At 64.8% G+C, this 13,613-nt stretch carries 14 protein-coding genes; 2 read left to right on the plus strand and 12 right to left on the minus strand.

Going from position 1 to position 13,613, the window contains the following annotated elements:
• Window positions 1–56 precede the first annotated feature (56 nt).
• The 8 genes from N2602_RS34910 to N2602_RS34945 all read right to left on the minus strand — a co-directional run bounded on the left by N2602_RS34910 (window position 57) and on the right by N2602_RS34945 (window position 6,921).
• Window positions 57–263: a hypothetical protein gene (locus N2602_RS34910; RefSeq protein ID WP_260380950.1), complete on the minus strand. Its 207-nt coding sequence runs from the start codon at window positions 261–263 to the stop codon at window positions 57–59.
• A 157-nt stretch (window positions 264–420) separates the two neighbouring features.
• Window positions 421–885, minus strand: coding sequence for a GNAT family N-acetyltransferase (locus tag N2602_RS34915; protein ID WP_260380951.1), 465 nt, complete (start codon window positions 883–885; stop codon window positions 421–423).
• Window positions 886–902: 17 nt separating this feature from the next.
• Window positions 903–1,493 carry a glutathione S-transferase family protein gene (locus N2602_RS34920; RefSeq protein ID WP_260380952.1) on the minus strand — a complete coding sequence of 197 codons (591 nt, stop codon included), beginning with the start codon at window positions 1,491–1,493 and terminating at the stop codon, window positions 903–905.
• Window positions 1,494–1,563: 70 nt separating this feature from the next.
• Window positions 1,564–2,451 (minus strand): outer membrane protein, encoded by an 888-nt coding sequence (locus tag N2602_RS34925; protein WP_172788711.1) that lies wholly within the window; start codon window positions 2,449–2,451, stop codon window positions 1,564–1,566.
• Window positions 2,452–2,618: 167 nt separating this feature from the next.
• Entirely contained in the window at window positions 2,619–3,452 is an 834-nt protein-coding gene (locus N2602_RS34930; RefSeq protein ID WP_172788712.1) for an outer membrane protein, read from the minus strand.
• 238 nt (window positions 3,453–3,690) lie between these two features.
• Window positions 3,691–4,941: an MFS transporter gene (locus tag N2602_RS34935; RefSeq protein ID WP_212259977.1), complete on the minus strand. Its 1,251-nt coding sequence runs from the start codon at window positions 4,939–4,941 to the stop codon at window positions 3,691–3,693.
• Between the two features lie 249 nt (window positions 4,942–5,190).
• Complete coding sequence (gene glmM / locus N2602_RS34940) at window positions 5,191–6,534, minus strand: phosphoglucosamine mutase (RefSeq protein WP_260380953.1); 1,344 nt, start codon at window positions 6,532–6,534, stop codon at window positions 5,191–5,193.
• Window positions 6,535–6,753: 219 nt separating this feature from the next.
• Window positions 6,754–6,921 carry a hypothetical protein gene (locus N2602_RS34945; RefSeq protein ID WP_172788715.1) on the minus strand — a complete coding sequence of 56 codons (168 nt, stop codon included), beginning with the start codon at window positions 6,919–6,921 and terminating at the stop codon, window positions 6,754–6,756.
• Window positions 6,922–7,049: 128 nt separating this feature from the next.
• On the opposite strand from N2602_RS34945, the gene N2602_RS34950 reads away from it, so the two are divergent.
• Both N2602_RS34950 and N2602_RS34955 read left to right on the plus strand, forming a co-directional pair.
• The gene (locus N2602_RS34950; protein ID WP_172788716.1) at window positions 7,050–8,186 is read left to right on the plus strand and encodes an alpha-hydroxy acid oxidase; all 1,137 of its coding nucleotides are present in this window, start codon (window positions 7,050–7,052) and stop codon (window positions 8,184–8,186) included.
• A gap of 181 nt (window positions 8,187–8,367) precedes the next feature.
• The gene (locus tag N2602_RS34955; protein WP_212257604.1) at window positions 8,368–9,696 is read left to right on the plus strand and encodes an IS1182 family transposase; all 1,329 of its coding nucleotides are present in this window, start codon (window positions 8,368–8,370) and stop codon (window positions 9,694–9,696) included.
• A gap of 118 nt (window positions 9,697–9,814) precedes the next feature.
• On the opposite strand, the gene N2602_RS34960 is transcribed toward N2602_RS34955, so the two are convergent.
• From N2602_RS34960 to N2602_RS34975, 4 genes are all read right to left on the minus strand, one after another.
• On the minus strand, window positions 9,815–10,441 hold the full coding sequence (locus tag N2602_RS34960; protein ID WP_260380954.1) for a hypothetical protein: 627 nt from the start codon (window positions 10,439–10,441) through the stop codon (window positions 9,815–9,817).
• A 57-nt stretch (window positions 10,442–10,498) separates the two neighbouring features.
• Window positions 10,499–11,338: a shikimate dehydrogenase gene (locus N2602_RS34965; protein ID WP_260380955.1), complete on the minus strand. Its 840-nt coding sequence runs from the start codon at window positions 11,336–11,338 to the stop codon at window positions 10,499–10,501.
• Between the two features lie 64 nt (window positions 11,339–11,402).
• Complete coding sequence (locus tag N2602_RS34970; RefSeq protein ID WP_260380956.1) at window positions 11,403–13,145, minus strand: SulP family inorganic anion transporter; 1,743 nt, start codon at window positions 13,143–13,145, stop codon at window positions 11,403–11,405.
• Between the two features lie 105 nt (window positions 13,146–13,250).
• Entirely contained in the window at window positions 13,251–13,523 is a 273-nt protein-coding gene (locus N2602_RS34975) for a helix-turn-helix domain-containing protein (RefSeq protein ID WP_008566993.1), read from the minus strand.
• Window positions 13,524–13,613 lie beyond the last annotated feature (90 nt).

Here is a 13,613-nt window from a genome sequence, read left to right on the forward strand (position 1 = left end):
CCTCCCGTTGGGGGGAGGTGTCCCGCCGCGGCTGATACGGGAATCGGGAAGGTCCGTCAAGGAAGTTCGGGGGCCTCACGCGCCATTGATGGCGCTTCCGGTGCAATATCAGGGGATTCGACGACACCGAGCGCATTCAGCAAGTCCGTGGCTTCGCTGATCAATTGCGCGGCCTTGCGGCGGCTGCCGACCTTCAAAATGCATTTGTCATTGGCCTGCACGACGTAATCGTTGCCGACCTTGATGATGGAATAGCTTGTCATCGAAATCCCCGAACCGACCGAGCTCGGTGCCTGACGCTGCGTAGCACCGTTCGTTCCTTCATCAACGTGAACGACGGCTGGGTAGTTTACCGGCTCTTAACGTGAACGAACGCGCGATCCGATTTCGCTGATTGCGCAACGGCCGCGTGGTGCTGCATCAAAAGCGGACAGTCATGCCGACGTGACTCGCCGCAAAACCGAGCCGCTCGTAGAAGCGCTGCGCGTCGACGCGCGTCTGATGCGTCAGCAGCTCGACCAGATTGCAGCCCCGCGCCTTTGCTTCCGTCACGGCCCATCGCACCAATCGCTCGCCGATGCCGCGGCTGCGGCAATCAGCGGCAACGCGAACGTCCTCGAGCAGGCCGCGAATGCCGCCCTGCGAGCTGATGCCCGGCAGGATCGCCAGTTGCAGGCAGCCGACCACCCTGCCCTCGCTCTCGGCGACCACCAGCGTGAGATTCGGATCGCGCTCGACCCGCGCGAATGCGTCGTAATAGACGGCGGGCAACGGATCCTCCACGCGCTCGCGCGCGCGACCGAGATGATCGTCGGCGAGCATCGCAACGATCGCGGCGACGTCCTCGCGGCGCGCGGGACGGATGGAGACCGTTTCGGCACTCATGTCAGACAGCTCCGGATTCAACGCGCCGGCGGTAGGCCGAGAAACGCTTCGACTTCGCCGATCCAGCGGCGGACGGACGCATAGCGGCCGAGGTCGAAGGCGCCTTCATGCGCGACGCGCGTATAGGCGAGCAGCGACACGTCGGCGAGCGACACCTCGTCACCGGCGAAGAAGCGGCTGGATGAGAGATGTTGCTCCATGCGATCGAGCGCCGCATAGCCGCGCTTGACCTTTTCAGGATCGAGCTCGGAGGCGTCCTTGCCGAGATAGACCATGAGGAAGCGGCACACCGCGATGTAGGGCTCGTGGCTGTACTGCTCCCAGAACAGCCATTCGTCCATCTTGGCCGCCGTGAAGGCGTCGCGCGGAACGAGCGCGCTGTCGCGGGCGAGATAGCGGATGATGGCGTTGGACTGCGCCAGCGTGCGGCCGTCGCCGAATGCAACGGTCGGCACCTGGCCGGCGCCGTTCATCTTCAGGAATTGCGGCGTGCGCGTCTCGCCCTTGCGGGTGTCGATCTCGATCCACTGGTAGGGCAATGCGAGCTTGTCGCAGACCCACTTCACCTTGAGACAGTTTCCGGAATTGCTGTCGCCATAGATCTTCATCGCTGCCGCCCCGCTTTCGGAACGACAGAGCATCAGGGGGCGAGAAACTTGTCAACCAGGCAGGAAGGGCTCAAAACTTGTAGCCGAGGCCGACATGCGCGTTGTTCAGCGTCACCGACGTGTTCATGACGGGCGAGAACTGCACGTACTCATATTCAATTCGCGCGAACAAGCCACCCCACAGGCAATATTCGAGTCCGATGCCGGCGGTCCAGCCGACCACGAAGGCGTTGGTCTTGTGCTGACCCTGCGTTTGCGACTGAGCTGGAACGGGATTAGTCGTTCCTGGCACGATTATGGTGTTACCCAATAGGTCTGTCGTGGTCGTATCGGTACGCAGGGTTACGTTGCTGGATACCGTGCGGGAAACATCCATACGGCCGACGGCAGCGCCGCCGAAGACATACGGCATGAAGTCACCACCATCCCAGCCCATGCGCCCACGCAACGTGACCATATCCTTGACTTGAGCCGTGGCGGCCCCGGTCAGAGTCACGTTCCAATGATTGAAGGCACCTGGCGGCACCGTGTCGCCAGGCGGGTTGATGATGTCGAGAGCGTTGGAGCCGGTCGACGCGGTCTTGAGGTTGTTGAAGTAGGTGTAGGTACCTTCGAGACCAAGCACCGCGTCGTACCATTGCCAGTTGCGGCCAACGAACCCACCGAAATTCGTGCTCTGTGCCGTGTTCTTGCTGAGGAGCGACCATGACGCGGTCGGCTGCTGAAGCACGCTGTCACGAAAGATGTAGTTGGTCAGGCCGACCACGCTCTGGCCGAAATCGGTCGAGTCGGTCGTGTAACCGAAGTGACCGCCAGCGTAGGGGCCATCCCAATTACGGGTCGTCTTCGACAGACCGTCGGTGAAGCCGCCGCGCAGCACGGGCAGGTCCGGCATGTCAGCCGCTTGCGCGGCCGATACCGTCCCCAACATCGCCGCTGCCAACACCAGCCTACGCATCACCACGCTCCATCGGACTCGAACTGTTGAAATGATCATCGCCCGTTAACCTTAACCAATGGTTGCGGCAGGCGCTTTGGTCGATGCTCGCCATGAAAAATACGCAAAGCAAAACGGCGCGGGATGATCCCGCGCCGTTAAGAAGTCCTAACCGATCCGCCTTCCGATCAGCCCTTGGTGACCAGCGGCGGCGGCGGCACGTAGGCCGGCGGGCTGTTGAGATCCCAGCGCACACCGAGCTTGACGTCGTGCGAGGTGAGCTCCTTGATCTTGATCGAGGTCGGGCCGGAGGCGCTGTTGTCGAACAAGCGGAAATTGCCGGGCGCCGCATCGCCGAGATTCATGTAGCTGTAGGCCAGTTCGACGGTGAACCCGGGATTGACCTTGTAGGCGAGACCGGCATGAGCGGCCCAGGCGAAGTTCCACTTTCCGTTATCGGCGAAGTAGGCGACGCTGTTGCTGAGCAACGGGTTGAAGGACACGCCGTCGTCCCGGAAGCCGCTGATCTTGTTGTAGGAGCCGCCGACGCCCGCGCCGATGAACGGCGTGACGCACCACCAGGTGCCGAGATCGACATAGGCGTTGGCCATCACGACCCACTCGGACTTGCTGCCGGTGTAGTTGTTAACGCCCACGAAGCCGGGCCCAACGACGTTATCGCTGCCGTGCAGATTGGCTTTGCCGCGGTACTGGCCGATCACGTCGGCGCGGAACCAGTTATTGAAGCGATAGCCGACGCCGAGATCGAACAGCGGGGATGAGTCGAAGCCGAGGCCCTCTGTCGTCTTCGTGAACCCTGCCGGCAGGGTGCTCTCGATGCGCTTGGCGCTCTGGTTGGTCATGCCGATGTCGCCGCGCAGATACCAGCCGCCGAAGTCGGCGGGCGGAGCCGGCGGCGCGTACATGGGAGGGGGAGCGGCGATCGGCATGTCGGCGGCGAACGCCATCGACGAGATCAGGGTCGCCGCACCCGCGGCAAGGAGAGACTTAACGCTACGCATTGGCTTCGTCCTTATGGCCGGTGAGGCAAAATACGGGCGCCTCACGTTCTGGAAACTCACGGGGAGGACGATGCCAGTAAATGTTTAAGCGCCACTTAACCCTAATTTTTAAGGTTGATTTTTTCTGACCCTACACGCGCGCGCCGCGCGAGCGTTGCAAAATTGCCGCGCAAAATGCGACATCGGCGCCGCATTCCCTAACGATGTGTGAAGCCGCAACGCAGCAAGAGAGGATGCGTTAACGCACGTGCCGCGGCAGCTTGGGCAGGAATACCGCGAGCAGCCCGATCGCCGGCAGCCAGGCGCAGACCTGGTAGACGAACTCGATCGAGGTGTGGTCGGCGAGCTTGCCGAGCACGGCCGCGCCCAGGCCCCCGATGCCGAAGGCGACGCCGAAGAACACGCCGGAGATCATGCCGAAGCGATGCGGCACCAGCTCCTGCGCGAACACGATGATCGACGACGTCGTCGAGGAGATGATCAGGCCGATCGCGACGCTGAGCACGGCGCTGGCAGCGAGCCCGGCATAGGGCAGCGCCAGGGTGAACGGCAGCGCGCCGAGGATCGAGATCCAGATCACGATCTTGCGGCCGAAGCGGTCGCCCAGGGGACCGCCGAGAAACGCACCGACCGCGTTCGCCGCGAGGAAGACGAAGAGATAGATCTGGGCCGCCTGCGTCGACACGCCGAAACGGTCGATCAGGTAGAAAATGTAATAGCTCGACAGGCTCGAGACGTAGAGCTGCTTGGAGAACAACAGCGCGACCAGCACGAGAAGCGCGAGCGCGACGCGACGCGAGCTCGGCGCGCCGGGATGGGTGTCGGCGGCCGCCGCCTGCTTCGTCGTGATCTGCGGCGCGTACCAGCGCCCGATGCGCCAGAGAATGAGGATCGCGAGAAACGCGATCGATGAGAACCAGGCGATGCTGCCCTGCCCGAACGGCACCACGATCAACGCAGCGAGCACCGGCCCCATCGAGGTACCGAAACTGCCGCCGAGCTGAAACACCGATTGCGCAAAACCATAGCGGCCGCCGGAAGCGAGCCGCGCGATGCGCGCCGATTCCGGGTGAAACACCGCCGAGCCGAGTCCGACCAGCGCGGCGGCAACGAGAATGACGAGATATTGGTGCGCGACGCTGAGCAGCAAGAGGCCGAAGAAGGTCGAGGCCATGCCGACCGCCAGCGAATAGGGCTGCGCCTTCTTGTCGGTGTAGTGCCCGACCACCGGCTGCAGCAGCGAGGCCGTGAACTGGAACGCCAGCGTGATCATGCCGATCTGCGCGAAGTCGAGCGCGTAAGTGTCCTTCAGGATCGGATACACCGAGGCGATCAGCGACTGCATGGTGTCGTTGAGGAAGTGCGAGACGCTGATGCCGGCGAGCACGAGGTAAGCCGGCCCCGCCGCCTTGGCAGCGGCCGGCGCCACGTCGGCGACGACGACGGGCTCGGTCAGCGTTTCCTCGGAGACGACGACAGGCTTGTTCAAGGCGGCAATCCCGGCAGGCGCGGCGAACCGCAGCAACCGCTCATTACGATGCAAGCCGCGGTGAAACCACCGTCAATCGCAAATGGCTGGGATGCGCGAGGCCCTCTCCCCGAGTCGGATATAGTAGGGTGGGCAAAGGCGCCCTTGCGCCGTGCCCACGATCTTTCCGATACGGCGACAGACGCGTGGGCACGCTTCGCTTTGCCCACCCTAGGATGCTCTGCGCTCCATCCGGTCTACGATCGCGCCTTACGCCGCCGCCTGCCCCAATGCCAGAACGATGGTGTCGACGACGTCCTCGACGAGGTGACGATCCTCGCCTTCGCCCATGACGCGGATCACGGGCTCGGTGCCGGAGGAGCGGATCAAGAGACGGCCGTGGCCGTTGAGGCGCTTCTCGCCGTCGGAGATCGCCGACTTGACGTCGGAATCGTCGAGCGGCTTGCCGCCCTTGTGGCGGACGTTCTTGAGGATCTGCGGCAGCGGATCGAAGCGGTGGCAGACTTCTGAGACCGGACGGCGCAGCTTCTGCACCACGGCGAGCACCTGCAACGCCGCGACGAAACCGTCGCCCGTCGTGGCGTAATCGGACAGGATGATGTGGCCGGACTGCTCGCCGCCGAGATTGTAGCCGCCGTTCAGCATCTGCTCGAGCACGTAGCGGTCGCCGACCGGCGTGCGCACGAGATCGAGCCCCTGCCCTTTGAGGAAGCGCTCGAGGCCGAGATTGGACATCACGGTGGCGACGATGCCGGGACGCGACAGCCGCCCATCCTCCTTCCAGCTCTGCGCGATCACCGCGAGCAGCTGGTCGCCGTCGACGACATGGCCGCGCTCATCGACCAGGATGACGCGATCGGCGTCGCCGTCCAGCGCGATGCCGATGTCGGCGCGCATCTCGCGCACCTTCTTCGACAGCGCCTCCGGCGAGGTCGAGCCGCAATCCTTGTTGATGTTGAAGCCGTCGGGCTCGACGCCGATCGGCACCACGTCGGCGCCCAATTCCCACAGCGCTTCGGGCACCACCTTGTAGGCGGCGCCATTGGCGCAATCGATCACGACGCGCAGGCCCTCGAGCGAAAGGTCGCGCGGCAGCGTGCGCTTGGCGAACTCGATGTAGCGGTCATGCACGCCGTCGATACGGCGGGCGCGGCCGAGGCTCGCGCTCTGCGCGAGCCGCTTGTCGAGGGATTCGTCGAGCAGCTGCTCGATCTGCCGCTCGACGTCGTCGGAGAGCTTGAAGCCCTGCGGGCCGAACAGCTTGATGCCGTTGTCCTCGAACAGATTGTGCGAGGCGGAGATCATGACGCCGAGATCGGCGCGCATCGACTTGGTCAGCATCGCGACCGCCGGCGTCGGCATCGGGCCGACCAGCAGCACGTCCATGCCGACCGAGGTGAAGCCTGCGACCATGGCGTATTCGATCATGTAGCCGGACAGGCGGGTGTCCTTGCCGATCACGACCCGGTGGCGGTGGTCGCCGCGCTGAAACGCAAGGCCCGCGGCCTGGCCGACCTTGAGCGCGAGCTCCGGCGTGATCAGTCCGTTGGCGCGGCCCCTAATCCCGTCCGTCCCGAAATATTTGCGGCTCATATCGTCCCCCAAGCAACAACCAGGGAGTCCCCTCTACAACCACGGGCTGCCCCAACGGGACCCGCATCCCTGATTTGCCGAGGTCTTATAAAGCTATCGCGGCTAACTTGGCTTCAAAAAATATGATGAATCGTTACGGAACCGGCGCCGCGACCGCCCCGATAACATATTGTTAACATTGTAATTCCTGCGTGACCAGCGAAAAGCGGCGGAACTCGCCTAATCCGAGCGCTTCACATGGCTGTCGGCGCGGCTAGGGGCCGGCTGGGTGACATTGACTGGATCTGAGCCCGGGAAGGTCTCCTCCAGTCCCTCTTCCAGCGCCTCCTCGAGATCGTGCTTCTCCTTGATCTCTTCCGGCGAAGGTGGCGCGTGCGGCTTCGTCATGACGCTCTCCTTGGCGCTCTCCTTCCAAAACGTTCTGCAAACGATTTGGCTGTGCATCCAACCATGCTAGATGACCCCGAAATCTTCCGATGCAAGACTGTTGGGACATGACGGGCCGGGGAAACGACATGAAGCATATTACCTGTATCGACGATCTTCGCACGCTGCATCAGCGCCGCGTGCCGAAGGCGTTCTTCGACTATTGCGACCGCGGCTCCTATGCCGAGGAGACGCTGCGCGCCAACCGCGAGGACATGCAGGCGATCAAGTTCCGCCAGCGCATCCTGGTCGACGTCTCCAAGCGCGATACCTCGACCACGATCCTCGGCGAGCCCTCGACCATGCCGCTGATCCTCGCGCCGGTCGGCCTGCTCGGCATGCAGCACGGCGACGGCGAGATCCACGCCTGCCGCGCCGCGCAGGCCGCCGGCATCCCGTTCACGCAATCGACCATGTCGATCTGCTCGATCGAGGACATCGCCGCCAGTGTCGAGAAGCCGTTCTGGTTCCAGCTCTACGTGATGAAGGACCGCGGCTTCATCAAGGAATTGATCCAGCGCGCGATGGCTGCCAAGTGCAGCGCGCTGGTGCTCACGGTCGACCTGCAGGTGATCGGCCAGCGCCACGCCGACATCAAGAACGGCATGACGGTGCCGCCCGAATGGTCGCTGTCGAAGCTGCTCGACTTCGCCAGCAAGCCGGCCTGGGTTTCCGGCGTGCTGCAGGGCAAGCGCCGTACCTTCGGCAACATCGCGGGACACGTGAAGAACACCGAGGATCTCAACCGCCTCGCCGAGTGGACCGCCTCGCAGTTCGACACCTCGTTGAACTGGAAGGACGTCGAGTGGGTCCGCAGCATCTGGCCGGGCAAGCTCATCATCAAGGGCATCCTCGACGTCGAGGACGCCGAGGAAGCCGCCAAGACCGGCGCGCAGGCGCTCGTCGTCTCCAACCATGGTGGCCGCCAGCTCGACGGCGCGCCGTCCTCGATCGAGGTCCTACCGGAGATTGCGGACGCGGTCGGCGACAGGATGGAGATCATGTTCGACGGCGGCATCCGCTCCGGCCAGGACGTGATGCGCGCGCTCGCGCTCGGCGCGAAGTCCTGCATGATCGGCCGCGCCTATGCCTACGGTCTCGGTGCCGGCGGCCAGGCCGGCGTCGCCAAGGCGATCGACATCATCCAGAAGGAGCTGCTCACCACGATGGGCCTGTGCGGCGTCAACCGGATCGACGAGATCGACGATCACGTCATTGCAGTGTGAGTGCGCGGCGGTGCCGTAGGGTGGGCAAAGCGGAAGCGTGCCCACCATTGGTGCGCGAATGAGCGAGAGAGAGCGTGGGCACGGCGCAAGCGCGCCTTTGCCCACCCTACGAGACTGTGAATCTTTTGTACCGCGCGTCAGACGAATGTGATTCTCTGGGCAGACTGATCTGCTGGAGAGGATGATGGCTGACGACGGACTTTTTGGTGAATTGCCGGAGCAGTCGGCACGAACCGAAGCGGTGCCGCAAGGCGCACCTCGGCTGCGCGAGCCTGTGCGCAATCAGGTCGAATTGCGAGCGGTCGATATCGACAGCCTGATCGGGCAGGATCATCCAGCGCGGGTGATCTGGGCTTATGTCGAAGGGCTGGACCTGAGCGAGCTGGAAGATCGCGTCAAGGCACGGGAAAACAGGCCGGGCCATCCGGCGCCATCGCCACGGTTGTTGCTGGCGCTTTGGCTGTACGCCGCGAGCGATGCCGTTGGCAGCGCGCGGGCGCTGGACCGGCTCTGCGACAGCCACGACGTCTACCGCTGGCTCTGCGGTGGCGTGTCGTTGAACCATCACGGGCTGTCGGACTTCCGGGTCGGCTGTGCCGACTTGCTCGACCGTTTGCTGGTTGAACATCTGGTGGCCCTGAACGAGGCAGGGCTGGTCGATCTGGAGAAGCTGACCCAGGACGGGGTGCGGATACGAGCGAATGCCGGGACCGGATCTTTCCGGCGGGAGGCGACGCTGGATCGGCAGATGGCGCAGGCCGAGGCCATTGTGGAAGAGCTCAAGCGCGAGGTCGATGCGGACCCGGAAGCCAGCAATCGGCGGATCCGGGCCGCCAAAGAGCGGGCGGCGCGCGAACGCAGCGAGCGGGTGCAAGCCGCGCAGGCCGCGCTGGCCGAGATCAAGCGCAAGCGAAAACAGCTCGACGACAAGGGCGGCAATGGCAAGAAGCCGAAGGAGCCTCGGGCCTCCACCACCGACCCGCAGGCCAGGGTGATGAAGATGGCCGATGCCGGCTTCCGTCCGGCCTATAATGTGCAGGTGGCTAGCGCGGCTGGCGAACTGATCGTGGTCGCGATCGATGTCGACAACAGCGGCTCAGATCGTGGCTTGATGCGCCCGATGCTGGAGCGAACGCGCGCTCGGCTGAAGCGCTTGCCACGCCGCTACCTCGCCGATGGCGGGTTCTGCACTGGCGACGACATCGAATGGGCGCATGGCGAGGGCATCGAGGTTTACTGTCCACCGCCCCAATCCAGGAGCGGTGTCGATCCCTTCTTACCCCGGAGCAGCGACGGTCCTGGCATAGCGGCCTGGCGTGCTCGCATGGCCAGCGAAGCCGGCAAGGCACAGTACCAGGCCCGTACCATCTGCGAATGCATCCATGCCCGCTGGCGCAACTGGGACCTCAGGCAACTGACCGTGCGCGGCATCGAGAAGGTCCGTGCCGTCGTGCTCTGGTACGCCCTCACCAACAACATCCTGCAAGGGCATCGTCTCGCAAAAGCATAGATAACCAACAGCCTGACGCCGCCGGCTTCCCCCATCAAGGGGCGATACCACCCCTTGATGCCGAAGCCGAAACAAAACGAATTGGCTCACAGGCTCTACGAATTCAACGCTCGATCATTCACATCGGCGGCGTCAGGCCGTCGCGGCCGACGCTGACACGGCTGGTCTCGAAGGAGCCGTCCGGCAATTGCTTCAGGAAGGCGATCACCTTGGCGCCGGCCTTCAGCTCGGATTTGTCGCCGGGCACGAAGGTCACGACCGGCGTGTCGTCGGCGACGAACACCTTCTTCTCGCCGTCCTTGTACTTGACCAGCAGCATGTGACCGTCATTGCCGACGACGCTCTCGGCCACCGTCGCATTGGTCATGCTGGAATTGGGCTTGAGGTCCCAGGGCCGCGAGCCTTCGCCGGTGCCGCGCATGGCTTCCGGAAACACGTGCACCTCGACGGCGTTCTGGCTGCCGTCCGGCCCCGGCACGGTGGTCGCGCCGATGAACGAGCCCGGCTTGATGTCGGCGAGCGAGATCTTGGTAACGCCCGACACGTTCACGTCGGAGGCGAGGCGAAGCTTGACCTCTTCACCGCTGCGCGACTTGACCTGCATGGTGTCGCCATTGACGCTTTCGATGGTGCCGCGCACGCGCGTCGGCACCGGCGCCTTCTGGGCGAAGGCGCAATAGGTCGAGACGGCCACCATCGCGACGGCGATCAGCGGACGTGTGAAAGTTGCACGTTGAACAGACATGACGGTCTCCGATTGTCCCCAGGAAGAGAGAACTCCGAAAGACCCCGCACTATTCTCTCAAGACTTCGTGAGATCGGCCTCGATTAACGCGCGCAGCTCGGCCGTGACCTCGGGCCGCCGCCCGAACCACAGCTCGAAACCGCGCACCGCCTGATGCAGCAGCATGCCGAGCCCGTCGGCGGTCTTCAGGCCGCGCGCCATGGCCGCGGCGAGCAGGGGGGTCACCAGGGGAACATAGACGAGGTCGGCGACGACGGCGTCTTGCGGCAGGCGCGCGACGTCGATATCGAGCGAAGGCTGGCCATGCATGCCGAGCGAGGTCGTGTTCACGAGAAGTCTTGCGCCCGGCAGCACGTCCCCGATCGCATCCCACGGCAGCGGATGCACATTCGATCCGAACTGCCTTGCCAGCGTCCCGGCTCGTGCAAGGGTGCGATTGGCGACATGAACGCAGCTGATGCCGCGCTCCAGCAGGCCGAACACGACCGCACGCGCGGCGCCGCCAGCGCCCAACACCAGCGCCTCCTTGGCCATGTCCCAGCCGGGCGCGCTGGCGTCGAGATTGTTGATGAAGCCTTCGACATCGGTGTTGGTCGAGCGCAGCTCGCCCTCGGCGAACCACAGCGTGTTCGCAGCGCCGACGGCCCGGGCGCGCGCGTCGGGGGTCGACAGCGCCAGCACGGCTTCCTTGTGCGGGATGGTGACGTTGGCACCGACGAAGCCGCCCAGCGACAGCCGCAGCACGAAATCGCGCAGATCCTCCGGCGGCACCGCCTCGATGACATAGCCGCCCTCAATGCCGAGCGTGCGCAGCCAGTGACGGTGGATCAGCGGCGAGCGCGAATGCGCGGCCGGCCATCCGATCAGACAGGCTGCGGGGATCCTGGACGCGGTCATCTTTCCCTCGGGTCGTTTCCGAGGCGATCCATTTCGCGTCGCGCCCGCTCTGTCAAGCGCGCGGTCAGCTCGCAGCGGACTCGTCGGCGGCCCGGCCCTTGATGTCGGCGATGGCCCGCTCGAGGCTCGTGCGGTAGCGCGCCCGCGGCGGCGTGACGCCATGGGTGAGCAGCGCGCGCCGGACCGCGGGCGAGGCCCCCGTGATGAACAGCCGGATGCCCTGGCGGTGCGCCTTGGCGGCGACGCGGCCGAGCACGTTGGCCGCGGTCGAATCCAGGAACGGCACCGCCGCGAAATCGACCACGAAGGCCTTGCGCTTGTCGGCGATGCCGTCGAGCACGCCGCCGATCGCCGAGGCCGCGCCGAAGAAGAACGCGCCGGTGATGCGATAGACCAGCACGTCGCGGTCGACCGCAAGCGCGGGATCGTAACGCACGCGGTCGCCGTTGCCGTCGTCGGGACGATCATCCGCAACCAGCGGCGAGCGCTCCTCGATGCCCGTCATCTCCGCCATGCGATGGATGAACAGCACCGCACCCAGCGCGAAGCCGACCAGGATGCCCTCGGTGAGATCGCGGAAGATCGTGAGCAGGAAGGTCGCGAGCAGCACCACGGCATCGCCCCATGACGAGCGCACGAGCGTGGCGAATTCGTGCTTCTCCGCCATGGTCCAGGCCACCACGACCAGCACCGCGGCGAGCGCGGCCAGCGGAATGTAGCTCGCGAGCGGGGCCGCGATCAGCATGAACAGCAGCAGGAACACCGAATGCAGCATGCCCGCGAGCGGCCCGCGCGCGCCGGCGCGGATGTTGGTCGCCGTGCGCGCGATCAGCCCGGTGACGCAGATGCCGCCGAACAGCGCCGAGCCGATATTGGCCGCGCCCTGCGCCACCAGCTCGCAATTGGAGCGGTGACGGCGGCCGGTCATGCCGTCGGCCACCACCGCCGACAGCAGCGATTCGATCGCCGCCAGCAGCGCAAACGCGATCGCATCCGGCAGCACGGCCCGTGCCTTCTCCAGCGAGAACGCGGGCAGCGCCGGCGATGGCAATTCTCGCGGGATGCCGCCGAAGCGCGAGCCGATCGTTTCCACCGGCAGCGCGAATATTGCACAAACGAATGCGGCGAAGACGACCGCGATCAGGATGCCGGGCCAGGAGGGACGCCAGATTCGCAAGGACGCGATGATGGCGATGCTGACGATCGCGACCAGCACTGCGGACGGATTGATCGTGCTGAGGCCGCCGGCGAGCGCGGCGAGCTTCGGCACGAACTCGCTGGGCTCCTTCCCCGCGAGCGTGATGCCGAAGAGATCGCGGAGCTGGCTGGCAAGGATGATGACGGCGATGCCGGCGGTAAAGCCGACCGTGACGGGATAGGGAATGAACTTGATGTAGGTGCCGACCCTGAGCAGCCCCGCGCCGATCAGGAACAGGCCCGCCATCATGGTGGCGAGGATGACTCCGTCGACGCCGTGGCGCTCCGCGGTCGCCGCGACCAGAACGATGAACGCACCGGCCGGGCCGCCGATCTGGAACCGGCTGCCGCCGAGCATGGAGGCGATGAAGCCGCCGGCGACGGCGGTGTAGAGGCCGCGGTCCGGCGTCACGCCCGAGGCGATCGCGATCGCCATCGACAGCGGCAGCGCGACGATCGCAACCGTCAGGCCGGCGAAGACGTCGGCGCGGAAATCCGCGAGGCCGTAGCCTTCACGAAAGACGGTGACGAGCTTCGGCAGATACAATTCGGCAAAGGTCGGCTGACGCAGCTGGTGCAGCCGGCCTGCCTGATCGCCTGTGATGCTCATGTCAGCAAAGTGCTCCGCTGGCCCCACGATGCTCCGAAGCATCGTGCGTCCCAAGGTGCGACGATGCGCTAGCCCAACTTGATGCCGGGCACGATCAACGCGCGATCATGCTCCGACGCGGCGCGGCGGCCCGGGCTCCTTCAAGCGAACGCCACGTCCGCCGCTGTCGCTTCGGGCCTGCTCGCCGATCAGCTCGACGCCGGCCCGGTCGAACGCCTCGACCACCTTGATCAGGGTCTCGACCACGCCACGAACATTGCCGGTCGAAGCCTCCATCCGCTGGATGGTCGGCAGCGACACGCCGGCGAGCTCGGCCAGGGTTTTCTGGTCGATGCCGAGCAACGCGCGGGCTGCCCGCATCTGGAACGAGGTGATCACCTTGGCCTCACGTATCAGAGCTTATATGTGATATTCTGTACATATACAATGATGTAAAATACATCATCCTGAGGCTAGTGCAAGCGTCTC

The sequence above is a fragment of the Bradyrhizobium sp. NC92 genome, from assembly GCF_025200865.1.
Taxonomy (GTDB): domain Bacteria; phylum Pseudomonadota; class Alphaproteobacteria; order Rhizobiales; family Xanthobacteraceae; genus Bradyrhizobium.